Annotated in this window: 23 protein-coding genes and 1 riboswitch; of the genes, 14 read left to right on the forward strand and 9 right to left on the reverse strand. The window is 58.0% G+C overall.

Translation table 11 applies throughout. The features are described from left to right. Window positions 1-49 precede the first annotated feature (49 nt). Genes modA through modC form a run of 3 tightly spaced genes read left to right on the forward strand, consistent with a single transcriptional unit; the run spans window position 50 to window position 2564 of the window. The gene (modA, locus tag KUE00_RS13325; RefSeq protein ID WP_246760381.1) at window positions 50-820 is read left to right on the forward strand and encodes a molybdate ABC transporter substrate-binding protein; all 771 of its coding nucleotides are present in this window, start codon (window positions 50-52) and stop codon (window positions 818-820) included. Continuing rightward, complete coding sequence (gene modB / locus KUE00_RS13330; RefSeq protein ID WP_246760382.1) at window positions 817-1512, forward strand: molybdate ABC transporter permease subunit; 696 nt, start codon at window positions 817-819, stop codon at window positions 1510-1512. The genes modA and modB overlap by 4 nt, the downstream gene beginning before the upstream one ends. Then, window positions 1506-2564, forward strand: coding sequence for a molybdenum ABC transporter ATP-binding protein ModC (gene modC, locus KUE00_RS13335; protein ID WP_246760592.1), 1059 nt, complete (start codon window positions 1506-1508; stop codon window positions 2562-2564). The genes modB and modC overlap by 7 nt, the downstream gene beginning before the upstream one ends. Before the next feature lie 56 nt (window positions 2565-2620). Here modC and KUE00_RS13340 read toward each other — a convergent pair whose 3' ends face one another. Further along, window positions 2621-3439, reverse strand: a complete 819-nt coding sequence (locus tag KUE00_RS13340) for a pyridoxal phosphatase (RefSeq protein ID WP_246760383.1) — start codon at window positions 3437-3439, stop codon at window positions 2621-2623. Window positions 3440-3587: 148 nt separating this feature from the next. Here KUE00_RS13340 and pgl point away from each other — a divergent pair, with 148 nt between their 5' ends. After that, complete coding sequence (gene pgl / locus KUE00_RS13345; protein ID WP_246760384.1) at window positions 3588-4583, forward strand: 6-phosphogluconolactonase; 996 nt, start codon at window positions 3588-3590, stop codon at window positions 4581-4583. A 35-nt stretch (window positions 4584-4618) separates the two neighbouring features. On the opposite strand, the gene KUE00_RS13350 is transcribed toward pgl, so the two are convergent. From KUE00_RS13350 to bioA, 4 genes are all read right to left on the reverse strand, one after another. Beyond that, complete coding sequence (locus tag KUE00_RS13350; protein WP_246760385.1) at window positions 4619-5095, reverse strand: kinase inhibitor; 477 nt, start codon at window positions 5093-5095, stop codon at window positions 4619-4621. A 13-nt stretch (window positions 5096-5108) separates the two neighbouring features. Continuing rightward, entirely contained in the window at window positions 5109-5789 is a 681-nt protein-coding gene (locus KUE00_RS13355; protein ID WP_246760386.1) for a type 1 glutamine amidotransferase domain-containing protein, read from the reverse strand. Between the two features lies 1 nt (window position 5790). Then, a complete protein-coding gene (locus KUE00_RS13360) occupies window positions 5791-6843 on the reverse strand; it encodes an NADP-dependent oxidoreductase (protein WP_246760387.1) in 1053 nt (350 codons plus the stop codon). Between the two features lie 91 nt (window positions 6844-6934). Next, the gene (gene bioA, locus KUE00_RS13365; RefSeq protein WP_246760388.1) at window positions 6935-8224 is read right to left on the reverse strand and encodes an adenosylmethionine--8-amino-7-oxononanoate transaminase; all 1290 of its coding nucleotides are present in this window, start codon (window positions 8222-8224) and stop codon (window positions 6935-6937) included. A 141-nt stretch (window positions 8225-8365) separates the two neighbouring features. Here bioA and bioB point away from each other — a divergent pair, with 141 nt between their 5' ends. From bioB to bioD, 4 genes are read left to right on the forward strand one after another with little or no spacing between them, the layout of a single operon-like run. Beyond that, a complete protein-coding gene (gene bioB / locus KUE00_RS13370) occupies window positions 8366-9397 on the forward strand; it encodes a biotin synthase BioB (RefSeq protein WP_246760389.1) in 1032 nt (343 codons plus the stop codon). Further along, the gene (bioF, locus tag KUE00_RS13375) at window positions 9397-10548 is read left to right on the forward strand and encodes an 8-amino-7-oxononanoate synthase (protein WP_246760390.1); all 1152 of its coding nucleotides are present in this window, start codon (window positions 9397-9399) and stop codon (window positions 10546-10548) included. The genes bioB and bioF overlap by 1 nt, the downstream gene beginning before the upstream one ends. Beyond that, on the forward strand, window positions 10529-11287 hold the full coding sequence (bioC, locus tag KUE00_RS13380; protein ID WP_246760391.1) for a malonyl-ACP O-methyltransferase BioC: 759 nt from the start codon (window positions 10529-10531) through the stop codon (window positions 11285-11287). Before bioF ends, bioC begins: the two co-directional genes overlap by 20 nt. Next, window positions 11277-11951 carry a dethiobiotin synthase gene (gene bioD, locus KUE00_RS13385; RefSeq protein ID WP_246760392.1) on the forward strand — a complete coding sequence of 225 codons (675 nt, stop codon included), beginning with the start codon at window positions 11277-11279 and terminating at the stop codon, window positions 11949-11951. Before bioC ends, bioD begins: the two co-directional genes overlap by 11 nt. 12 nt (window positions 11952-11963) lie before the next feature. Here the strand turns inward: bioD and KUE00_RS13390 are convergent, their stop codons facing one another. After that, window positions 11964-12680 carry an ABC transporter ATP-binding protein gene (locus tag KUE00_RS13390; RefSeq protein ID WP_246760393.1) on the reverse strand — a complete coding sequence of 239 codons (717 nt, stop codon included), beginning with the start codon at window positions 12678-12680 and terminating at the stop codon, window positions 11964-11966. A gap of 900 nt (window positions 12681-13580) precedes the next feature. Between KUE00_RS13390 and uvrB the strand changes: the two genes are divergently transcribed. Then, complete coding sequence (uvrB, locus tag KUE00_RS13395) at window positions 13581-15602, forward strand: excinuclease ABC subunit UvrB (protein ID WP_246760394.1); 2022 nt, start codon at window positions 13581-13583, stop codon at window positions 15600-15602. Window positions 15603-15626: 24 nt separating this feature from the next. Here uvrB and KUE00_RS13400 read toward each other — a convergent pair whose 3' ends face one another. Continuing rightward, window positions 15627-16535, reverse strand: a complete 909-nt coding sequence (locus KUE00_RS13400; protein ID WP_246760395.1) for a gluconeogenesis factor YvcK family protein — start codon at window positions 16533-16535, stop codon at window positions 15627-15629. A gap of 176 nt (window positions 16536-16711) precedes the next feature. Continuing rightward, window positions 16712-16845, forward strand: a riboswitch (molybdenum cofactor riboswitch). On the opposite strand from KUE00_RS13400, the gene moaA reads away from it, so the two are divergent. From moaA to moaE, 5 genes are all read left to right on the forward strand, one after another. Continuing rightward, on the forward strand, window positions 16832-17821 hold the full coding sequence (moaA, locus tag KUE00_RS13405; protein WP_246760593.1) for a GTP 3',8-cyclase MoaA: 990 nt from the start codon (window positions 16832-16834) through the stop codon (window positions 17819-17821). It overlaps the preceding riboswitch by 14 nt. A 15-nt stretch (window positions 17822-17836) precedes the next feature. Next, window positions 17837-18352: a molybdenum cofactor biosynthesis protein B gene (moaB, locus tag KUE00_RS13410; RefSeq protein WP_246760396.1), complete on the forward strand. Its 516-nt coding sequence runs from the start codon at window positions 17837-17839 to the stop codon at window positions 18350-18352. A 3-nt stretch (window positions 18353-18355) separates the two neighbouring features. Continuing rightward, window positions 18356-18841: a cyclic pyranopterin monophosphate synthase MoaC gene (gene moaC / locus KUE00_RS13415; protein ID WP_246760397.1), complete on the forward strand. Its 486-nt coding sequence runs from the start codon at window positions 18356-18358 to the stop codon at window positions 18839-18841. Beyond that, on the forward strand, window positions 18834-19079 hold the full coding sequence (gene moaD / locus KUE00_RS13420) for a molybdopterin synthase sulfur carrier subunit (RefSeq protein WP_246760398.1): 246 nt from the start codon (window positions 18834-18836) through the stop codon (window positions 19077-19079). Before moaC ends, moaD begins: the two co-directional genes overlap by 8 nt. A 1-nt stretch (window position 19080) precedes the next feature. Continuing rightward, complete coding sequence (gene moaE / locus KUE00_RS13425; protein ID WP_246760399.1) at window positions 19081-19533, forward strand: molybdopterin synthase catalytic subunit MoaE; 453 nt, start codon at window positions 19081-19083, stop codon at window positions 19531-19533. Between the two features lie 24 nt (window positions 19534-19557). Here the strand turns inward: moaE and KUE00_RS13430 are convergent, their stop codons facing one another. Together KUE00_RS13430 and KUE00_RS13435 are read right to left on the reverse strand one after the other, a co-directional pair. Beyond that, window positions 19558-20703 carry a phytanoyl-CoA dioxygenase family protein gene (locus KUE00_RS13430; RefSeq protein WP_246760400.1) on the reverse strand — a complete coding sequence of 382 codons (1146 nt, stop codon included), beginning with the start codon at window positions 20701-20703 and terminating at the stop codon, window positions 19558-19560. A 67-nt stretch (window positions 20704-20770) separates the two neighbouring features. After that, entirely contained in the window at window positions 20771-21886 is a 1116-nt protein-coding gene (locus KUE00_RS13435) for a Gfo/Idh/MocA family protein (RefSeq protein WP_246760401.1), read from the reverse strand. Window positions 21887-21888 lie beyond the last annotated feature (2 nt).

The raw sequence follows: 21888 nt of genomic DNA on the forward strand, positions 1-21888 counted from the left end.
TGGTAAAACGTTATAGTGACTGCTTTATAACGATACCTCGGGGAAGATTATGTCTGTGAAATTACGCCAGTTATTTATCGGTGCCGTCGTGACGGCCGGCCTTGCAGGCCACGCGGTAGCGGCAGAAAACATCACCGTTTTTGCTGCGGCCAGCCTGACCAATGCGCTACAGGATATCGCCAGCACTTATCAGCAAGGTAAAGAGGTGAAGATCGTCTCTTCATTCGCTTCTTCTTCTACGCTGGCCCGGCAAATTGAGCAGGGCGCGCCTGCCGATCTGTTTATCTCTGCCGATCAGCAGTGGATGGACTACGCCGCCCAGAAAAAAACCATTGATGAAGCCAGCCGCTATACGCTGTTGGGCAACGATCTGGTGCTGATCGCGCCAAAAGAAGCTAAGGCGCAGCAGGTTGATATTTCTAAAACTACCGACTGGAAAAGCCTGCTGAAGGGCCAGCGTCTTTCGGTAGGCGATCCGGACCACGTTCCGGCCGGTATCTATGCCAAAGAGGCGTTGCAGAAGCTGGGTGCCTGGGAGACGGTCGAGCCGGTGCTGGCGCGCGGCAACAGCGTTCGTGCCGCGCTGGCGCTGGTGGAGCGTAACGAAACGCCTTACGGTATCGTTTATGGCTCCGATGCGATGGCCAGCCAGAAAGTAACGAAGGTTGGCGTTTTCCCGGCTGACAGCCACAAACCCGTGGAATATCCGATGGCGATGCTGAAAGGCCATGACTCCGCCAGCGTGACCGCGTTCTACAATTACTTAAAAGGGCCGCAAGCTGCGGCCGTGTTTAAACACTACGGATTTACGCCTCTGTGATATTAAGCGATCCCGAATGGCAGGCGGTTATCCTGAGCCTGAAAGTTTCCAGCGTGGCGGTGCTGTTCAGCCTGCCGTTCGGTATCCTCACGGCCTGGATTCTGGTGCGCTGCCGTTTTCCCGGTAAAACCCTGCTCGATAGCCTGATCCACCTGCCGCTGGTGCTGCCGCCGGTGGTCGTCGGCTACCTGCTGCTGATCGGTTTTGGCCGTCGCGGCTTTATCGGGCAGTATCTGTATGACTGGTTCGGCTTCACCTTTGCCTTTAGCTGGCGCGGTGCGGCGCTGGCCTCGGCGGTCATCGCTTTTCCGCTGATGGTCAGGGCGATTCGCCTTGCGCTGGAAAGCGTCGACAGCAGGCTGGAGCTGGCGGCCCGCACGCTGGGTGCAGGGCGCTGGCGGGTTTTCTTTACCATTACTCTGCCGCTGACGCTGCCCGGCATTATTGCCGGTACGGTGCTGGCCTTTGCCCGCTCGCTGGGCGAATTTGGCGCGACCATCACCTTTGTCTCCAATATCCCTGGTGAAACGCGCACCATTCCTTCCGCCATGTACACGCTGATTGAAACGCCGGGCGCGGAAAACGCGGCGGCCAGACTCTGCCTGATTGCCATAGCGCTGGCGCTTTGTTCGCTATGGCTATCGGAGTGGCTGGCGCGCTGGGGCCGGAAAAGGTTGGGGGGCGCATGCTAGAACTCAATTTCAGCCAGCGTCTGGGCGAGGCGACCTTACAGGTCAACGCGCAGCTGCCCGCAAAAGGGATCACGGCTATCTTTGGCGTTTCCGGGGCTGGAAAAACCTCGCTGATTAACGCTATCGGCGGCCTGACCACGCCGCAGGAAGGTCGCATTCTGCTCAATGACCGTCTGCTGTTTGATGCGGAGTCGGGTCTGAATCTGCCGCCCGAAAAGCGGCGCATCGGCTATGTTTTTCAGGATGCGCGGCTGTTCCCACACTATCGTGTAAAAGGCAATCTTACCTATGGCATGGCGAAAAGCATGCGCTCACAGTTTGACGCTCTGGTCGCGCTTTTAGGCATTGAACAACTGCTGGATCGCTTTCCTTTCTCGCTTTCCGGCGGTGAAAAACAGCGGGTGGCGATTGGTCGCGCCTTGCTTAGCGCGCCGGAAATCTTGCTGATGGACGAGCCGCTGGCCTCGCTGGATCTGCCGCGCAAGCGCGAGCTGCTGCCGTATCTGCAAAAGCTGGCAAAGCAGATTGATATCCCCATCCTGTACGTCAGCCACAGCCTGGAAGAGATTGTCCGGCTGGCCGATAACGTGCTGGTGCTGGATAAGGGTGAAGTGAAAGCGCTGGGCACGCTGGAGAAAGTCTGGGCCAGCAGCACCATGCGTCCGTGGCTACCGCGTGCCGAGCAGAGCAGCGTGCTGCGTGTTCAGATTCTGGAGCAGCATCCGCATTACGCGATGACCGCGCTGTCGCTGGGCGACCAGCATATCTGGGTTGACCGGATTAACGCGCCGCTGAAGACGCCGTTGCGTATTCGCCTTCAGGCAGCCGACGTGTCGCTGGTCCTGCAGCCGCCGCTCAACAGCAGCATTCGCAACGTCATTCCGGCGCAGGTCAGCGAGCTGCTGGATATTGATAACCACGTCGAGGTAAAGCTGCTGGTGGGGCAAAGCGAGCTGTGGGCGCGCATAACGCCCTGGGCCCGCGATGAGCTGATGATTAAACCGGGCATGTGGCTTTATGCCCAGATTAAAAGCGTAGCGATTGCTACTTAGGCCGTGCTGATAGCTTTAAGGCTGACTCTGACCGTGCTGATAGCGGCTAAAGCCGACTACAGAATCTCCCGGTAAATCGTTTCGCTGATGCCGGGTTCAAGATTGGTGCCGATAACACGGTGTGCACGAGCCTTAATCGCGTCGTCGGCATTGCCCATCGCCACGCCCAACCCGACATTTTCCAGCATGCTCAGGTCGTTATAGTTATCGCCAAAAGCCAGCACGTTGCTCATCTGCAAACCTTCAGATGCAACCCATTCCGCCAGCCGTTTGCCTTTGCTGTTGCCCGCTTTGGCGATATCCACCTGATCATGCCATGACCATTCACAGGCCAGGCCCAGCTCTTTTTCGACGCCGTCGGCGAACTGCTGTAAAGCGCGGGTATCGGAATGAGACAGGGCAAACTTCCAGATGGATTGCGCTTCTTGCGCCGCTTTCGCCAGGCTTGGCACTTTAGTAAACACCGGGCGCTGATGTTCCGGCAGTGACAATCCCCAGTTAATAGTGCGGGTGACGTGGCCGGTTTCGGTCTGGTAAAGCATGGCGTTATCGACATACAGCAGGCCGTGGATCGCGGCTTCATCCAGCATCTCAATTACCCGCAGCGCCTGCTCGGGCGGCAGCGGATCGGCTGCCAACACCTTTTTTGCTTGATAATCATACAAATAGGTGCCATTACAGCAGATTGCAGGTGTATCCAGCGCCAGCGCCTGATAAAAAGGATGGATGGCAACGTGATGGCGGCCGGTGACGATAATCACTTTTACGCCAGCCTGTCGGGCTTTTTGCAGCGCTTCCAGCGAGGCGGGAAGAATCGTTTTACGTGGCGTAAGCAGCGTGCCGTCCAGGTCCAAAGCAATAACGCGATAACTCATAAACAGTTCCAACGATAATCAACACGAATTTTCGAGTCTACACCTTGTGACGAGGTTAACAAAATTGCCTGGCAAAAATCCGCCAGCATAGCCGGGAAAAACACGCTACGCTGAAGCAAAACAGATCGCCAGGAAAAAAGGAGCATTCATGAAACAGGTCGTTTACACCGCCAGCCCCGAAAGCGGGCAAATCCACGTCTTTCAGCTCGAGCAACAGGGCGCGCTAACGCTGTTGCAGGTTGTCGATCTGCCAGGTCAGGTTCAGCCGATGGTGGTCAGTCCAGACAAAGCCTTTTTGTATGTCGGCATTCGTCCCGACTTCCGCGTTATCGCTTTCCACATCGACAGCGAAGGCAAGCTGACCAAAGCGGGAGAAGCACCACTGCCTGGCAGCCCGACGCATATTTCCACCGATCGCCAGGGCCGCTTTATTTTCACCGGCTCTTACAACGACGCCTGCGTCAGCGTAACGCCACTTGATGCAGAAGGTCTGCCGGGCGAACCGCTACAGGTGATTAAAGGCCTGGACGGCTGCCATTCCGCCAATATCGATCTGCGTAACGACACGCTGTTTGTTCCGGCGCTGAAGCAGGATCGCATTTGCCTGTTCGATCTGCAGGAGGATGGCCAGCTGACGCCGCACGCGCAGCCGCAGGTTAATACTGTGGAAGGCGCTGGCCCGCGCCATATGGTGTTCCATCCCAATCAGCAATACGCCTACTGCGTTAACGAGCTGGACAGCACCGTAGACGTCTGGCAGCTCAATAACGCCCATGGCGAAGTGGAACGCGTACAGAGCCTGGATATGATGCCAGCAGGCTTCAGCGACACGCGCTGGGCGGCAGACATTCGCTTAACGCCGGATGGCCGTTACCTTTACAGCTGCGATCGTACGGCCAGCGTCCTGACCGTGTTCAGCGTCAGTGAAGACGGTGGTTTGCTGACTGTCGAAGGCCATCAGCCGACGGAAACGCAGCCGCGCGGTTTTAACATTGACGCCAGCGGTCAGTATCTGATTGCGGCAGGACAGAAGTCGCACCATATCGAAGTCTATAAAATTACTGCGGAAAGGGGACTGCTGCAGCCGCTGGCTCGCTATGCGGTTGGGCAAGGCCCGATGTGGGTGACGATAGCGGAAATTTAAACCGAGACAGGCGGCAGAATTGCCGCCTGTTTTAATCAGCTGTAAATAGCGGTGATGGAAGCGCTCGCCAGCTGGTGAAAATGCACGTTAAAGCCCAGCATCGCGCCGCTGGCCTGCTCGTCCACATCCAGTTTCTCTACGTCCAGTGCGTAAACGGTAAAGATATAGCGATGGCTTTCGCCTTTTGGCGGTGCCGCGCCACCATAGCCCGCCTTACCAAAGTCGGTACGGGTTTGCACTGCGCCCGAAGGCAGATCGGCGATGCCGGAACCTGCGCCCTGCGGCAGCACGCGCGTATCGGCGGACAGATTTGCCACGCCCCAGTGCCACCAGCCGGAACCGGTTGGCGCATCGGGATCGAAACAGGTCACCACAAAGCTTTTAGTGCCGGGCGGCACATCATCCCAGGCCAGATGCGGGGACAGATTATCGCCGCTGTAGCCCATACCGTTAAAAACCTGCCGCTCTGGCAGTTTGTCGCCGTCGTGAAAATCCTGGCTAAAGAGTTTCATTTCCCCTCCTGGTTTATTGATGAAGCAGTTTCAGCAGCTCCTCGGCTGCGGCTGCGGAGGATGCGGGATTCTGGCCGGTTACCAGATGACCGTCGGTGATGGCATAGCTGCCCCAGTCATCGGTTTTTTCATACTCCGCGCCCAGCGTTTTCAACGCATCCTCGACCAGGAAAGGTACCACATTCGTCAGGCCAACGGCGTCTTCTTCACTGTTGCTGAAACCGGTAACTCGTTTACCAGCCACCAGCGGCGTACCGTCCGGCTTCTTAGCCTGCTTTAACACGCCCGGCGCGTGGCACACGGCGCCCACCGGCTTACCGTTGGCGTAGAAACTCTCAATCAGTTCGATGCTGTGCTGGTTTTCGGCCAGATCCCATAAAGGGCCGTGTCCGCCAGGATAAAACACCGCATCAAACGTGCTGCTGTCGATATCGGCCAGCTGTTGCGTATTGGCCAGCGCCTGCTGAGCGGCAATATCTTTGCGAAAGCGCTCGGTATCGGCAGTTTGCGCATCGGGCTCGTCGCTGACGGGATCGAGTGGCGGCTGTCCGCCTGCGGGCGAAGCCAGCACGACATTCGCGCCGGCATCGCGGAAAACGTAATAAGGCGCAGCGAACTCTTCCAGCCAGAAGCCGGTTTTTTTACCGGTGTCGCCAAGCTGGTCATGGGAGGTCAGCACCATTAAAATTTTCATCTTACACTCCTGATGGTTTGTCACCGGCTACGCGAATCAGCACCTTGCCGAAGTTTTTGCCTTCCAGCATGCCGATAAAGGTTTCCGGCGCGTTATCCAGGCCGTCTATCACATCTTCGCGGAATACAAAGCGGTCTTCGGCTACCCACTGGCTCATCTGCTGGAAAAACTCTTCGAAGCGGTGGCCGTAGTCCTGAGTAATGATAAAACCTTCGACGCGCAGGCGTTTGCGCAGGATCGCACCCTGGAACTGCGGCAGGCGGTCGGGGCCGCTGGGCGTATCGGTGCTGTTGTAATCGGCGATTAATCCACAGACCGGAATACGTCCCTTAGTGTTCATCAACGGCAGGACGGCCTCAAACACCGGGCCGCCAACGCTTTCAAAATAGACGTCGATACCATCGCGACAGTAGCGCTTCAGTGATTCCGCCAGATCGCCAGAGCGGTGGTCCAGGCAGCGGTCAAAGCCCAGCACCTCTTCGGCATAGCGGCATTTCTCTTCGCCACCGGCGATGCCAACCACGTAGCAGCCTTTCAGCTTAGCGATCTGACCGACCATCGATCCCACCGCGCCGGTAGCCGCCCCGACCACCACGGTTTCGCCAGGCTGAGGATTACCGATATCCAGCAGGCCCATATAGGCAGTAAAGCCGGTCATCCCCAGCATGCCCAGCGCCCATGACGGATGCTTCAGTACCGGGCCGCTGAGTTTAAAGAGGTCTTTTCCGTCGGACAGGGCAAAATCCTGCCAGCCGCTCTGGCTGACTACCCAGTCGCCCGGCTGATAATCTTCATGGTTAGACTTTTCAACAACGGCAACGGTGCCCGCGCCCATCACATCATTCACGGCGACGGGCGGGACATAGGAGGGCGCGTCGCTCATACGACCGCGCATATAGGGGTCCAGCGATAGCCAGACGGTCCGCAGCAAAATTTGGCCTTTCCCTGGCTCGGGTACGTGCTGCGACTCCAGACGGAAGTTAGCTTCGGTTGGCGCACCGTGTGGGCGTGAAGCCAGTACGATACGGCGGTTTGTCTGTTTGTCTTGCGGCATGGTTCTTTCTCCTTAACGAGGTACAACTTGTAAGAAGCGTAGTGCATGCGCGTCTCTCTCGCCTGGTCGACTGTGCCATGCCGCTCAAGGCTCAATCCAGAAAAAGGCCGGGCTGCTGCACCGCTTCGGCTATCGCATCCGTCAGCTTTTTAAGCGCCTGCGGCTGAATAATATAGGGCGGCATCAGATAAATAAGTTTGCCGAAAGGCCGGATCCAGACGCCGCGCTCGACGAAAAAGCGCTGAAGTGCGGCCATATTGACCGGACGACGGGTTTCAATCACGCCAATGGCACCCAGCACGCGGGCATCGGCAACTTCAGGCTGCGCTTTTAGCGGTAACAGCCCGGCGCGCAGCTGTGTTTCAATCGCGCTGACCTGCTGCTGCCACTGATTTTCCTGCAGCATGGCCAGGCTTTCGCTGGCGACGGCGCAGGCCAGCGGATTGCCCATAAACGTTGGGCCATGCATAAAGCAGCCCGCCTCGCCGTTGCTGATGGTGTTGGCCACTTCGCGCGTGGTCAGCGTGGCGGAAAGCGTCATTGTGCCGCCGGTCAGCGCCTTACCAACGCATAAGATATCCGGCGCGATGCCGGCATGGTCGCAGGCGAAAAGCTTGCCGGTGCGGCCAAAACCTGTCGCGATCTCATCCGCGATCAGCAGCACATTGTGACTATCGCACAGCTCTCGCACCGCTTGCAGATAGCGCGGATGGTAAAAACGCATCCCGCCCGCGCCCTGGACAATGGGTTCCAGAATGACCGCCGCCAGCTCATGCGCATGCTGCGTAAGCAACCACGCAAAATCAGCGATATCGTTTTCCTGCCACTCATCGTCAAAACCGCAGGCGGGCGCGGCGGCAAACAGATGATTCGGCAAATAGCCCTGATAAAGCGAATGCATAGAGTTTTGCGGATCGCACACTGACATGGCGGCAAAAGTGTCACCGTGATAACCGTTACGCAGCGTCAGAAAGCGCTGACGCTTTTCGCCGCGCGCCTGCCAGTATTGCAGTGCCATTTTCATCGACACTTCAACGGCCACCGAGCCAGAATCCGCCAGGAAAACGCACTCCAGGCCCTGCGGCGTCATCTCTACCAGACGGCGACAAAGCGCCACGGCCGACGGATGCGTAATGCCGCCAAACATCACGTGCGACATCTGCGCAATCTGCGCGTGCATCGCCTGGTTCAGGCGCGGATGGTTGTAGCCGTGGATCGCCGCCCACCATGATGACATGCCGTCCGTCAGTTCCCGGCCATCATCCAGTTTTAGCGTGGTCTCGAACGCGGCCACCACCGGATAGACCGGCAGCGGTTTGCTCATGGAAGTGTAGGGATGCCAGATATGGTCACGGTCGAAGGCGAGATCGTTGGGCGTCATAAAATACTTGTAAACCAAAATTAAAAAAATTAGTTTACAAGTATAACCGTAAAAAAGGCGGTTGATAAAGCGCCCTCGTTTGTGGCGCTTTACGTTTTTTAGCCGCCTGAGACCTTATTTACCCCCTTTCTGGAGCAAGCAATGGCAAATCGCTGGACAATCGCACAGGCGCAGGCCCTTTTCGACAAGCCTTTTCTGGAGCTGATGTTTGAAGCGCAGCAGATCCACCGTCAACATTTCGATCCGCGTCAGGTGCAGGTCAGCACGCTGCTGTCGATCAAAACCGGCGCCTGTCCGGAGGACTGCAAATATTGTCCGCAGAGCGCGCGTTATAAAACCGGGCTGGAATCCGAGCGCCTGATGGAGGTGGAAGAGGTGCTGGTGTCAGCGCGTAAAGCCAAAGCCGCAGGGTCAGACCGCTTCTGCATGGGCGCGGCGTGGAAAAACCCCCACGAGCGCGATATGCCTTATCTGGAGCAGATGGTCAAAGGCGTGAAGGCGATGGGGCTGGAAACCTGCATGACGCTCGGCACGCTCAGCGACGAGCAGGCGAGCCGCCTGGCGCATGCCGGACTGGATTACTACAACCACAATCTGGACACCTCGCCAGAGTTTTACGGCAGCATCATCACCACGCGCAGCTATCAGGAACGCCTTGATACCCTGGGCAAAGTGCGCGATGCCGGGATCAAAGTTTGCTCCGGCGGTATTGTCGGGCTGGGCGAAACCGTGAACGATCGCGCCGGTCTGCTGGTACAGCTGGCAAACCTGCCGGTGCCGCCGGAAAGCGTACCGATCAACATGCTGGTGAAGGTCAAAGGCACGCCGCTGGCGGACAACGACGATGTCGATCCTTTCGATTTTATCCGCACTATCGCCGTGGCGCGTATCATGATGCCGACCTCGCACGTACGCCTCTCTGCCGGTCGCGAGCAGATGAGCGAGCAAACGCAGGCGATGTGCTTTATGGCTGGCGCGAACTCGATTTTCTACGGCTGCAAGCTGCTGACCACGCCAAACCCGGAAGAGGACAAAGATTTAATCCTGTTCCGCAAGCTGGGCCTGAATCCGGAACATACCACTACCGCAGCCGGTGATAACGAGCAGCAGCAGGCGTTAGCCGGTCAGCTACTGACCGCCGACACCGAGCAGTTCTATAACGCGGCCCTGTAATGAGCTGGCAGCAACGTATCGGCCTGGCGCTCGACGAGCGGCGGGCCAGCCAGCAGTTTCGCCAGCGCCGCGTTCATCAGCAGAATGATGCCCGAACGCTTTGCGTTGATGGTCATCGCTACCTGAATTTCTCCGCCAACGACTATCTGGGGCTGAGTCAGGATCCGGCGATTATCAAAGCCTGGCAGCAGGGCGCTGAACGCTACGGCGTGGGGGCGGGCGGATCGGGCCATGTCACCGGTTACGGCTTGCCTCATCAGGAATTTGAGCAGCAGCTGGCCAGCTGGCTGGGCTATCCGCGCGCGCTGCTGTTTATCTCTGGTTTTGCGGCGAACCAGGCGGTTATCGCGGCGATGATGCAAAAAAATGACCGCATCCTGGCCGATCGGCTGTCGCACGCTTCGCTGCTGGAGGCGGCCTCGCTGAGTCCGGCCACGCTGCGGCGCTTCGCCCACAATCAGCCGCAGGCGCTGGCAAAATTGTTCGAGAGTTCGCCCGAAGGCGAAACGCTGGTCGTTACCGAAGGTGTCTTTAGCATGGACGGCGACAGCGCGCCGCTGGCGGATCTGCATCAGCTGGCCGCTGCGCACCAGAGCTGGCTAATGGTGGATGATGCGCACGGCGTTGGCGTGATCGGCGAACAGGGGCGCGGCAGCTGCTGGCAGCAAAAAGTCCGGCCAGAGCTGCTGGTGGTGACTTTTGGTAAAGCATTTGGGCTAAGCGGCGCGGCGGTACTCTGTAGCGAAGAAACGGCAGATTACTTGTTGCAGTTTGCTCGTCATCTGATTTACAGCACGGCGATGCCACCCGCGCAGGCTTTTGCCCTACAGGCGGCGCTGGAGGCGGTACAACAGGGCGATGAGCTGCGTGAGCAACTGCAACGCAATATCGCGCTGTTCCGTGCTGGCGTTGATAAGTCGCTCACCTTGCTGCCTTCCGCTACCGCCATCCAGCCTTTACTGGTGGGCGAGGAAGCACAGGCGCTGCGGCTGGCGGGCAGGCTGCGTGAGCGAGGCTGCTGGGTGACGGCTATTCGCCCGCCAACCGTGCCGAAAGGCACCGCGCGCCTGCGCATCACGCTAAGCGCGGCGCACGGCGAAGAAGATATTTACCGCTTACTGGAGGCGCTGCATGACGCAAACGGTCAATAAGGCGGCGGTCGCTCAGGCCTTTGGCAAAGCGGCGCAAAGCTACAACCAGCATGCTGAGCTACAGCGGCTGAGCGGGGAGAAGCTCTTCTCGTTTGCCCGCAGACCACAGCACTGCCGGGTGCTTGACGCGGGCTGTGGGCCAGGCTGGTTTAGCCAGCGCTGGCGCAGCGCGGGCCATCATGTGACGGCGCTGGATTTATCGGTGGAGATGCTGGAGCAGGCCAGGCTACACGACACCGCCGATAGCTATCAGCAAGGCGATATCGAAGCGCTGCCCTTTGCCGATGCCGGCTTTGACGTCTGCTGGAGCAACCTTGCCGTCCAGTGGTGCAGCGATTTACGCCTGGCGCTGCACGAAATGCGGCGCGTTACGCGTCCCGGTGGACAGGTACTGTTTTCAACGCTGGCGGCGGGGTCGCTTGGCGAGCTGAATCTGGCCTGGCAAACGCTGGATCTACCCGCGCCCGTCAATCGTTTTTTGAGCGTGGCGGAAACAAGCGCAGCAGCAGCCGAACTCGATCTGCGGCTGGAGCAGCACACGCTGACGCTGGCATTTCCTGACGTGTTGAGCGCCTTGCGATCGCTAAAAGGCATTGGCGCAACGCATTTACACCACGGGCGACGTGGCGGGCTGCTAAGCCGGGGACATTTACATCAGCTGGCGCAGAGCTGGCCGCGCGACGAGCGCGGTTTTCTGCTCAGCTATCATCTGCTGTATGGAGTTATCGATGGTGAGTAGTTGGTTTATTACCGGTACGGATACGGAAGTAGGAAAAACGGTTGCCAGCACCGCGCTGCTACAGGCGGCAAAAGCTGCCGGGCTGCGTAGCGTAGGCTATAAGCCTGTCGCTTCCGGCTGTGAAGTAACGGCGGACGGTATCCGCAACAGTGACGCGCTGGCTTTACAGCAAAACAGCGTGCTGGAACTGCCTTACGAGAGTATCAATCCGCTGGCCTTTCTGGAGCCGACCTCGCCGCATATTGTGAGCGCGGAAGAGGGCAGGCCGATAGAGCTTTCTCGTCTTTCCGCCGGTCTGGCGGCGCTGCAACAGCAGGCCGACTGGGTACTGACGGAAGGCGCGGGCGGCTGGTTTACGCCACTAAGCGAAGAACACACCTTTGCCGACTGGGTAATACAGGAACAGCTGCCGGTGGTGCTGGTGGTTGGCGTCAAGCTGGGCTGCATCAATCACGCCATGCTGACGGCGCAGGCCGTCCAGGCCAGCGGGCTGCGGCTGGCAGGCTGGATAGCTAACGTGGTACAGCCAGCGGGCAAGCGCCACGCCGAATATATGGCGACGCTACGGCAGCGCTTACCTGCGCCGCTGCTGGGTGAAATCCCTTACCTGACGAACAGCGCCGACTTCGACCAGCTGGGCCGCTATGTTCGCCTACCGGAGTAAGTTAACGGCCGTTCAGGCCGTTAGCCAGGTGTTCACCATGCTTTCATCCAGCTGCGCAACTTTGCCATGCGCCACGTTGCGCCCGCGGTGCAGCAGCAGGAAATAGTCGGCCACTTTACGGATAAACGAAATTCGCTGCTCCAGCAGCAGGATAGTCAGCCCGAAATCGTGATTCAGCCGGTGGATCAGATTGCCCATCTCCTCCTCCAGCCAGGGCGACATCCCTTCCGTTGGCTCATCCAGGATCAGCAGCTTCGGCTGCAGCACCAGCGCTCTGGCCAACGCCAGCTGCTGCTGCTGGTCCAGCGCCAGCTCGCCGCTGCGGCGGTGACGCAGCGAATACAACGCCGGAAACAGATCGTAAACCATCGGCGGAATAGCCGGATGGCCCTGCTGCCCCACGCCCGCCAGCAGCGCTATCTGCAAATTCTCCTCAACGCTAAGCTGAGAAAAAAGATGACGGCCCTGCGGCACATAGCCAATGCCCAGCGCGGCGCGTTTTTCGACCGGCTGCGCCAGCAAATTCTGCGGCGGCCTGTTCCCTTCCTGCCAGGTAATGGAGCCGCTATTGATTGGCAGATGGCCCATAATACAGTTCACCAGCGTGGTCTTACCCATGCCTGGCCGACCCAGTACGCCGGTGCAGGTGCCCGGCGGCAGCTCCAGATCGACATCCCACAAAATATGATTCTGTCCATAAAACTGGTTAATCGCATGTAAGCTCAGCATCTGACACTCTCCTTCGGACGGTTTTCGATCGCGCCTCCGTTTGGCAATGGATGGCGAACAGTCACGTTTTGGCAACGTCCGCAGTTTGCGCTTCACACGCTGACGTAGTGAAAGCGTGAGGCGGTCACAGAGTGTTGCAATTAGCAGGCCATAATTTAATAGAATCGGATATTTCGTAGAGAAGCGCAGTTTACCGCCGCAATTGGTCAGAAAAAGTTAACAATTGCCCCGGGGAACAGGTTGCTGCACTTTGTCAGTGCCGGTTGCTTAGCGATAATGGTGCAGACGCCTGTATAAAAGGCAATACCGGGCGCTACAAAGCAAAAAGAAAAAGCGTAAATAAGGCTGGTTTCGTTCAGGAAACTATGCGTGCCAGCCCGGCTAACGGGGGACAATGAATAAAAATAATAAAGAAAAAAATTATTTTGCGTACGCGCGCGCATGAACAGGGAATTTATACACAGCAGACGGGCAGGGCGCTGAATTCACTTATCCACCATTCCTGTGGATAACCATGTGTATGACTGACTGAAAACCTTTGTAAAGCGAGAGCGGACGCGGCCTGGGCTTGAGTTGTTGCTAAACTCAGCGCCATTAACAGCGTAATATTTTTCAATAAGTTAATGAAAATCAAGCGGCAGAAAGGGCCAGGCAGTTTCGCCGTCGTCATTTCAACCGCGCGTATTGACAAATGTTAAACTTTCATCCTGGCTGGGGATAACCTTGCCGCTTTCCTGCCGCTTAAGCATTTGCCGCTGCTCTGCATCCGCAAGATTTTACTTAACGTAGCCAGCATGCAGAATAACTGTGCTTATATCCAGTATTTTTCGCTGGCAAAATCGCCATAGCGGAGTAAAATTACAACCTTGTCCGCGCTTTTCACTACCAGGTAGCCATTCAATGAGCAAAGTTTTTAAACTTAATTCCGCCTTTAAACCTTCCGGCGATCAGCCTGAAGCCATTCGCCGCCTTGAAGAAGGGCTGCAGGATGGACTGGCGCACCAGACGCTGCTCGGCGTAACGGGGTCGGGCAAAACCTTTACCGTGGCGAACGTGATAGCCGATCTGAACCGTCCGACGATGGTGCTGGCACCCAACAAGACCTTAGCAGCGCAACTTTACGGAGAGATGAAGGAATTCTTTCCTGAAAACGCCGTCGAGTACTTCGTCTCCTACTACGACTATTATCAGCCGGAAGCCTACGTGCCCAGCTCGGACACCTTTATCGAGAAGGACGCCTCGGTTAACGAACATATCGAGCAGATGCGTCTTTCCGCGACCAAAGCGCTGCTGGAGCGCCGCGACGTCATCGTGGTGGCGTCGGTGTCGGCCATTTATGGTCTGGGCGATCCCGACTCGTACCTGAAAATGATGCTGCATCTGACGCGCGGTATGGTTATCGACCAGCGCGCCATTCTGCGCCGACTGGCCGAGCTACAGTACAGCCGTAACGATCAGGCGTTTCAGCGCGGCACCTTCCGCGTGCGTGGCGAAGTTATCGATATCTTTCCGGCGGAGTCGGACGACTACGCGCTGCGCGTTGAGCTGTTTGACGAAGAGGTCGAGCGCCTCTCTATTTTCGATCCGCTGACCGGCCAGATTAGCTCGGTCATTCCGCGCTACACCATCTATCCTAAAACGCACTACGTGACGCCGCGTGAGCGCATCCTGCAGGCGATGGAAGATATTAAGGTAGAGCTGGCCGATCGCCGTAAAACGCTGCTGGCCAACAATAAGCTGCTGGAAGAGCAGCGCATCTCCCAGCGCACGCAGTTTGACCTGGAGATGATGAACGAGCTGGGCTACTGCTCGGGCATCGAAAACTATTCACGCTACCTGTCGGGGCGCGGGCCGGGCGAAGCGCCGCCCACGCTGTTCGACTATCTGCCAGCCGACGGCCTGCTGGTGATTGATGAATCCCACGTTACCATCCCGCAGATTGGCGGCATGTATCGCGGCGACCGCGCGCGTAAAGAGACGCTGGTGGAATATGGCTTCCGCCTGCCGTCGGCGCTGGATAACCGTCCGATGAAGTTTGAAGAGTTCGAGGCGCTGGCCCCGCAGACTATCTATGTTTCGGCGACGCCGGGCAACTACGAGCTGGAGAAGTCGGGTGGCGAAGTGGTGGATCAGGTGGTCAGGCCAACCGGGCTGCTGGACCCGCTTATCGAAGTGCGGCCGGTCGCCACGCAGGTAGACGATCTGCTGTCGGAAATTCGCAAGCGGGTGGCGATTGACGAGCGCGTGCTGGTCACGGTACTGACCAAGCGCATGGCCGAAGACTTAACCGAATACCTGACCGAGCACGGCGAGCGGGTACGCTATCTGCACTCGGATATCGACACGGTCGAACGCGTCGAAATCATTCGCGATTTGCGTCTGGGCAAGTTTGACGTGCTGGTCGGCATCAACCTGCTGCGAGAAGGGCTGGATATGCCAGAGGTGTCGCTGGTCGCTATTCTGGATGCCGATAAAGAAGGCTTCCTGCGTTCCGAGCGCTCGCTGATCCAGACCATTGGCCGCGCCGCGCGTAACGTTAACGGCAAGGCGATCCTGTATGGCGATAAGATCACCCCGTCAATGGAAAGGGCGATTGGCGAAACCGAGCGCCGCCGCGAGAAGCAGGAGATCTACAACCAGGAAAAAGGCATTGTGCCACAGGCGCTGAACAAGAAAATCGCCGATATTCTGGAGCTGGGCCAGGGCCTCAGCAAGAACAAAAGCAGAGGGCGCAAGCCAGCCGGTCCGATTGTGGAAGAGGATGCGGCGGTGGTCGACCTGTCGCCAAAAGGCCTGCAAAAACGCATCCGCGAGCTGGAGGCGAAAATGCAGGAGCACGCGCAGAACCTGGAGTTCGAAGAGGCGGCCAACGTGCGCGACCAGCTGCACGAGATACGCGAGCTGTTTATCGCCGCTTCTTAAGAGTGGCTGCTGGCCAGCGGCGCGTTAACCCAGCCGCTGAATGGCGTGCTCCAGCGCGCTGTGCAGCAGCTGGCGGTCGTGGCGATATTTGATATCCACCGCCTCCAGCGGCTCCTGCACAATCAGCCGGTCGCTAACGCCCGACGTATCGACCTGTGGGCCAACCACCACGGCATCAATCACCTTTCGGCCAATATACTTTTCCATGATCGCCAGCTTGTCCGCCAGGGTAAGCTGTGCCGCCGCCGGGCTTAGCTCTTTGCCCAGGTTACCGATAAACACCATCGGTGCCGGCGTGCGGCGCAGCGCCTGCGCCATATCGGGCAGCAGCAGCACCGGCATCAGGCTGGTATAAAAACTGCCGGGCCCGATTAAAATCAGATCGGCTTCGTGAATGGCCTCAATTGCTTCTCTGGTGGCGCTGACCGTGTCGGAAAGCATCAGCTCGCGCGGCGACTGTTGCAGCTTGTCGATGGCCGTTTCGCCGTAGACTTCGTTACCGTCGGCATCCAGCGCCATCAGATCCACCGGCTGCTCGGACATCGGGATCAAAAACGCATCCACCTTGAGCAGATTGCGGATCAGGTTGATCGCTTCGATCGGCCGGACGCTCAGGTGATCCAGCGCCTTTAGCATCAGGTTGCCCAGGTTGTGTCCGGCCAGCTCGCCCTGACCGCCAAAACGGTATTCAAACATGGCCGAAGCGATGCTGGGCTCGGTTATCAGCTGGTTCAGACAGTTGCGCATATCGCCCCAGGCAATGCCGCCTTCCGCACGGCGTATCCGGCCGGTTGAGCCGCCGTTGTCGGTGGTGGTGACAATGCCGGTCAGGCGGGAGCCAAGCGAGGAGAGCGCTGATAAAACGCGGCCCAGTCCGTGACCGCCGCCAAGAGCAACAACGCGATCAAGGTCGGCCAGAGTGCGGTTACGCATAAAATTCCTTCAATATGTAAGCCTGGCGGCAAGGCTGCCCGGCAATTTTGTCTTATTTTACGCCAGCGTAGCGCGTTATGCGGCAAAAAAACGTTATATATCAAAATACATAGCGAAATTCCCTGCTGGCAACCGCGCTTCGTTAGCAGTAGAATTTTACGACCAAGATTTACCATACTGGTAAGTCACACTTAGCCCTGGTGCCTAAGTCTTCGGATACGGTGCCCCGGCCGCAACCTCGAGTTGCCAGGGTGCAGAAAGAAATGCCTGCATCTCCCGAAATCTGGAAAGGTGTTCTGGTGTCACAATTTACTGATAGCTTCGACCGCAGCTTTTATTATCTGCGCCTGTCGATCACCGACGTATGTAATTTCCGCTGTAACTATTGTTTGCCCGACGGCTATCGGCCGCAGGGCGGCAACAACAAAAGCTTCCTGTCGCTGGATGAAATCCGGCGCGTTACCCGTGCCTTTGCGGCGGCGGGAACGGAGAAGGTGCGCCTGACGGGCGGTGAGCCTTCGCTGCGACGCGACTTTACCGACATTATTGCCGCCGTGCGTGAAAACAGCGCGATTCGCCAGCTGGCCATGACCACCAACGGTTATCGTCTGGCGCGTGACGTGGCGCAATGGCGTGCTGCGGGCCTGACGGCGCTGAACGTCAGCATCGACAGCTTGGATGCGCGCCAGTTTCATGCTATCACCGGCCAGGATAAATTCCACCAGGTGATGGCGGGCATCGACGCGGCCTTTGAAGCGGGCTTCAGCAAGGTAAAAGTGAATACCGTGCTGATGCGCGACGTCAACCACCACAGCCTGCAAACTTTCCTCGACTGGATCCGCAATCGGCCAATCCAGCTACGCTTTATTGAGCTGATGGAAACCGGCGACGGCGGTGAGCTGTTCCGCAAGCACCATATCTCCGGCGAGGTTATTCGCGACCAGCTGCTGCAACAGGGCTGGGTGCGTCAGCTACGCGGCCGCAGCGACGGCCCGGCGCAGGTCTTCTGCCATCCGGACTACGCGGGTGAAATCGGCCTGATTATGCCATATGAGAAAAATTTCTGCGCCAGCTGTAATCGCCTGCGCGTGTCGGCCGTCGGCAAACTGCATCTCTGCCTGTTTGGCGATGGCGGCGTGTCGCTGCGCGATCTGCTGCAAAGCGACGACCAGCAGGATGAGCTGCAGGAACGTATTGCCGCCAGCCTGAAAACCAAAAAGCAGACGCATTTTCTGCATCAGGGCAATACCGGCATTACACAGAATCTCTCTTTTATCGGCGGCTAACGCATGGAGTCAACAATGGGAAAATCTACGGCGGAATTTGTGGCGCTGAACGTGGCGGTGCTGACCGTTTCCGACAGCCGGGACGCAGCAGAGGACAGTTCAGGCGACTATCTGCGCGAGGCGCTGAGCGAAGCGGGACATCAGGTGCTGGATCACGCGCTGGTTAAAGATAACCGCTATCGTATTCGCGCTATCGTTTCCAGCTGGATCGCCAGCGCGGACGTGCAGGTTGTTATCGTTAACGGCGGCACCGGTTTTAACAGTAATAACAGCACGCCAGAGGCGCTGCTGCCGCTGTTTGACCGGGAAATCGACGGGTTTGGCGAGCTGTTTCGCATGGTCTCTTACGAGGATATCGGCGGCTCTACTATTCAGTCGCGCGCCGTTGCCGGTATGGCCAACCAGACGGTGATTTTCGCCGTACCCGGCTCAACCCGCGCCTGTGAAAGCGCGTGGGAAAGAATTATCCGTGAACAGCTGGATGCCCGTACCCGTCCCTGTAATTTTGTTTCGCACCTGAAGAAGCCTTAAGCCATGTCGCAACTAACCCATATCAACGCCTCCGGTGAGGCACACATGGTGGACGTTTCCGCCAAAAACGACACCGTACGTGAAGCGCGTGCAGAAGCCTTTGTGGTGATGCATCCCGATACGCTGCAAATGGTCCTCGACGGCAGTCACCATAAAGGCGATGTCTTTGCCACGGCGCGCATCGCCGGTATTCAGGCAGCCAAGCGCACCTGGGAGCTGATCCCGCTTTGTCATCCGCTGCTGTTAAGCAAAGTAGAGGTTACTTTGTCTGCCGATACGGCTAACAGCCGGGTGCGGATTGAATCGCTTTGCCGCCTGACCGGCAAAACCGGCGTCGAAATGGAGGCGCTGACGGCGGCTTCGGTGGCCGCGCTGACCATTTACGATATGTGCAAAGCGGTGCAGAAAGATATCAGCATTGAACAGTGTCGCCTGCTGAGTAAAAGCGGCGGCAAGTCCGGCGATTTCAAGGCGGTCAGCCATGATTAACGTGCTGTTTTTTGCCCAGGTGCGCGAGCTAATCGGTACCGACAGCCTTAGCGTCAACGAAGAGTACGCCACCGTGGAGGCGCTGCGGGCGGCGCTGGCCGGACGTGGCGATCGCTGGTCGCTGGCGCTCTCCTCCGACAAGCTGCTGGCGGCGGTTAACCAGACGCTGGTATCACCGCAGCATCCATTATGTGCCGGTGATGAGGTTGCTTTCTTCCCGCCGGTTACCGGAGGTTAAAATGGCAACGCGGATCAGAGTAGGGCAGGCACCGTTTGATATGGCGGAAGAGTATCGCTGGCTGGCGGCCTGCGATGAGGATGGGGCCGTGGTTACCTTTACCGGCAAGGTGCGTAATCACAATCTGGGTGACAGCGTGGCTGCGCTGACGCTGGAGCATTATCCCGGAATGACCGAAAAGGCGCTGGAGGAGATCGTGGCGGAAGCGCGCACGCGCTGGCCGATGCAGCGCGTCACGGTGATCCACCGTATCGGCGAACTGTTTCCCGGCGATGAAATCGTGCTGGTAGGCGTCAGCGGCGCGCATCGCGGCGCGGCTTTTGCCGCCGCCGAATTTATTATGGATTATCTGAAAACCCGCGCGCCTTTCTGGAAAAGAGAAGCCACGCCGGAAGGCGATCGCTGGGTTGAATCCCGCGACAGTGATAAACAGGCCGCCTCACGCTGGGAGTAGCGTCACGCCGATGCCGCGCATCTGTCAGGCTCTGCGGCGTGCGGTATGCTCATCAAGCCGTTGACAAAATTCCGCAAAACCCAGGCCCTGGCTTAGCGATTTGTGCACAAGCTGCTGCTGGGTTTCAGGGACCAGGCCGTCTACCGGTGGGTCGGTATCCAGATTGGTAGGGAAGGAGTAGCCGCGCGCCGCTACGGCAATCAGCGCGTTGCGTTCCGCCTCTGTCAGGTTGCCGTACTTTATGACCGGATAGATCAGCTTGAGTATCTTCTCATGGTTAACCTCCTCCATCGGCACGCCGAAAGCGGAGGAAATTTGCAGCAGGTTAGCGGTACGCAGCTGGTCGTGAGTGGTGTTGTTGCCTGCGGCATGAAACAGCGCGGGATTGAAAAACAGACCGTCTCCTTTTTGCAGCGGCAGCTGTACAAAGTGCTTATTAAAGTAGTCGACGAACTCCGTGCGGCGGCAGGCGAGATAGCCCAGCTCATACTGGTGCGACCAGGGCAGCAAACGAGTCGGGCCGGACGCCAGCGGCATATCGCTATGCGCCACGGCACCCTGAAGCGTCAGGTACTGCGTTAAAACCTGCACGGGAACGGGAAAGCCGGCGGCAAACTCACTCTGTTGAAAACCAAGATGATAGTCACGATGCGCCCGCTGCGCTTCGCCGCCCGGACGCACCTGGTTAACCTGCGAGACCATACGCCACGCCGGGCCCAGCCACGCCTGACAAATCAGCCCCAGGGTGGGATTGGCATAGTATTCACTGAACGTTTCAGGACTGGCTTCCGCCAGTTTTTGCAGGGCGTTCCAGATGCGGCCATTGTTCCCGGCACGTGAAAAATGGTCGGCCTGGACCTTCGACTTTGCCTCCTCCTGCATTATCGATTCGAATATTTGCGAAGCCCGATCGACCAGCTCGCTCTGGGGATAGAGGCCGCGCACCACCAGCACGCCGGGGCCGTCCGAAAACGCGTTATGCAGCTCGTTTAGCACCGCGCGCTGGTCGGTCATGGCGGCATCGTCCAGCACTTCGCGGTCATAGATCAGCACGTTAGCGTGAATAGCCGTTGCCAGCGGATAAGCCTCTGGCTCGAGCTGCTGCTCGCAGAGCGCGATAAAATCGGTAACGGATGCCTGGTCTTCACTGGCGAAACAAAACTTTGTCATGTTGGCCTCGTTGTCTGGCTGGCGGGGCAGCGTCCTTGCTGCTTACCTGTCCTTAAACTGACAAAAGCTAAGGGGTTACCCAGCTGCGTTCACGCGATGAACGCAGGGCCGCATCCACCAGCTTCTGAATTTCCCAGGCTTCCTGAAAATCAGGCCCTTGCGCTTTGCCTTGCATGATGGACTGAATAAACTCGAGCATTTCAATGGTTTTCAAGTCGTTAAAGCCAATCTGGTGGCCCGGTGCCGGACAGAAAAGTCCGTAAGGCGCATGATCTGGCCCGGCAACGATTGTGGTAAAGCCGTTTCGGCTTTCCGTGTCCGTATTGCGGAAGAACTGCAGTTCGTTAAAGCGTTCCTGATTAAAAATCAGCGCGCCTTTGCTGCCGGTCACTTCGAAGCCCAGCTGCATTTTATGGCCGGATGCCACCCAGTTGGCCTCTATCTGCCCACTACAGCCGCGGGCAAATTTCACCGTCAGGCGGGCGATATCGTCTACCTCAACCGCTTTCATTGTTGCGGAACCGGCTTTTTCGGGCCGCGCTTTGACTACCGTATCAAGGTCGGCAAACATTCCGGAAATCGGCCCCAGCAGAAAGCGCGCCATGCCCAGGATATGGCTGCCCAGATCGGCTACCGCGCCCGCGCCGCCGCTGGGATCGAGTCGCCATGACCAGGGAAGCTCCGGGCTGGCCATAAAGTCTTCCGCGTGAATACCGCGAAAACCGGTAATCTCACCCAGTTCGCCGTTGGCGATCATCTGTTTCGCCAGCTTCAGCAACGGATTTTTAACGTAGTTAAAGCCTACCTGGGTAACGACGCCCGCTTCGGCGGCCGCGCGCGCCATGCGTTCCGCCGTCTCGCTATTCGGTGCGAGCGGTTTTTCGCAGTGCACGTGCTTGCCTGCCGCAATAGCCGCCAGCGATTGCTCGGCGTGAAAGCGGTTAGGGGAGGTAATGGAGATCACGTCGATTTCCGGATCTTCAATTAAATCCTGCCACTGGCTGGTCCAGCGCTGAAAGCCAAACTGCGCCGCTGCGCGTTCCGCCGCCGCGCCGTCGATATCCGCAACGCTGACCAGCACCGGCTGGACGTCGCCGGAAAAGGAGGCCGCTGCCCGCCATGCCATCGCATGCGATTTTCCCATAAAGCCGGTGCCAATTAAGCCAATTCCTATCTTACGCATTG

It is taken from the genome of Erwinia phyllosphaerae (genome assembly GCF_019132875.1).
Classification (GTDB): Bacteria; Pseudomonadota; Gammaproteobacteria; order Enterobacterales; family Enterobacteriaceae; genus Erwinia; species Erwinia phyllosphaerae.

Coding starts and splice junctions, on each gene's coding strand:
- KUE00_RS13360 (WP_246760387.1), bottom strand. CDS start 6,843: ATGCCGCAAGACAAACAGACAAACCGCCGTATCGTACTGGCTTCACGC.
- modC (WP_246760592.1), top strand. CDS start 1,506: ATGCTAGAACTCAATTTCAGCCAGCGTCTGGGCGAGGCGACCTTACAG.
- bioD (WP_246760392.1), top strand. CDS start 11,277: ATGGTGAGTAGTTGGTTTATTACCGGTACGGATACGGAAGTAGGAAAA.
- bioC (WP_246760391.1), top strand. CDS start 10,529: ATGACGCAAACGGTCAATAAGGCGGCGGTCGCTCAGGCCTTTGGCAAA.
- uvrB (WP_246760394.1), top strand. CDS start 13,581: ATGAGCAAAGTTTTTAAACTTAATTCCGCCTTTAAACCTTCCGGCGAT.
- bioA (WP_246760388.1), bottom strand. CDS start 8,224: ATGACGCCCAACGATCTCGCCTTCGACCGTGACCATATCTGGCATCCC.
- moaD (WP_246760398.1), top strand. CDS start 18,834: ATGATTAACGTGCTGTTTTTTGCCCAGGTGCGCGAGCTAATCGGTACC.
- KUE00_RS13350 (WP_246760385.1), bottom strand. CDS start 5,095: ATGAAACTCTTTAGCCAGGATTTTCACGACGGCGACAAACTGCCAGAG.
- KUE00_RS13340 (WP_246760383.1), bottom strand. CDS start 3,439: ATGAGTTATCGCGTTATTGCTTTGGACCTGGACGGCACGCTGCTTACG.
- KUE00_RS13400 (WP_246760395.1), bottom strand. CDS start 16,535: ATGCGTAACCGCACTCTGGCCGACCTTGATCGCGTTGTTGCTCTTGGC.
- KUE00_RS13430 (WP_246760400.1), bottom strand. CDS start 20,703: ATGACAAAGTTTTGTTTCGCCAGTGAAGACCAGGCATCCGTTACCGAT.
- moaE (WP_246760399.1), top strand. CDS start 19,081: ATGGCAACGCGGATCAGAGTAGGGCAGGCACCGTTTGATATGGCGGAA.
- modA (WP_246760381.1), top strand. CDS start 50: ATGTCTGTGAAATTACGCCAGTTATTTATCGGTGCCGTCGTGACGGCC.
- KUE00_RS13435 (WP_246760401.1), bottom strand. CDS start 21,886: ATGCGTAAGATAGGAATTGGCTTAATTGGCACCGGCTTTATGGGAAAA.
- moaC (WP_246760397.1), top strand. CDS start 18,356: ATGTCGCAACTAACCCATATCAACGCCTCCGGTGAGGCACACATGGTG.
- bioF (WP_246760390.1), top strand. CDS start 9,397: ATGAGCTGGCAGCAACGTATCGGCCTGGCGCTCGACGAGCGGCGGGCC.
- bioB (WP_246760389.1), top strand. CDS start 8,366: ATGGCAAATCGCTGGACAATCGCACAGGCGCAGGCCCTTTTCGACAAG.
- moaB (WP_246760396.1), top strand. CDS start 17,837: ATGGGAAAATCTACGGCGGAATTTGTGGCGCTGAACGTGGCGGTGCTG.
- KUE00_RS13355 (WP_246760386.1), bottom strand. CDS start 5,789: ATGAAAATTTTAATGGTGCTGACCTCCCATGACCAGCTTGGCGACACC.
- KUE00_RS13390 (WP_246760393.1), bottom strand. CDS start 12,680: ATGCTGAGCTTACATGCGATTAACCAGTTTTATGGACAGAATCATATT.
- pgl (WP_246760384.1), top strand. CDS start 3,588: ATGAAACAGGTCGTTTACACCGCCAGCCCCGAAAGCGGGCAAATCCAC.